Origin of the sequence: Paraburkholderia sp. JHI2823, assembly GCF_038900695.1 — a bacterium.
GTDB lineage: Bacteria > Pseudomonadota > Gammaproteobacteria > Burkholderiales > Burkholderiaceae > Paraburkholderia > Paraburkholderia mimosarum.
This window is the reverse complement of sequence record NZ_JAYMRY010000422.1, coordinates 1-255: the sequence shown is the minus strand read 5'-3', so window position 1 is coordinate 255 and position 255 is coordinate 1. Positions and strand designations below refer to the sequence as shown.

General features: G+C 63.9%; 1 pseudogene. It reads right to left on the bottom strand.

Annotated features, from left to right (window positions below):
- Positions 1-255, bottom strand: a pseudogene (locus VSR34_RS39255) (amino acid:proton symporter); the annotation flags it as partial.

Genomic DNA, 255 nt, shown 5'->3' with positions numbered 1-255 from the left:
GCAGAATGATCTCGCCCGTGAGCGGCCACTTCGCCCAGTACAGGATCATCGACGCGCAGACGAACGCGAACGGCGCGATCACGTTCATGAACGGCACGGAGAGCGGCCGCTCGATGTCCGAGGCGGCGCGCTTGAGCGCCATCAGGCTGATCGGGCCCGTGAGGTACGAGATCACCGTCGCCACCGAGATCACCGCCGCGAGCGAGCTCCAGCCGCGGAAGAAGAACATGAAGATGAACGAGACGAGCAGGTTGA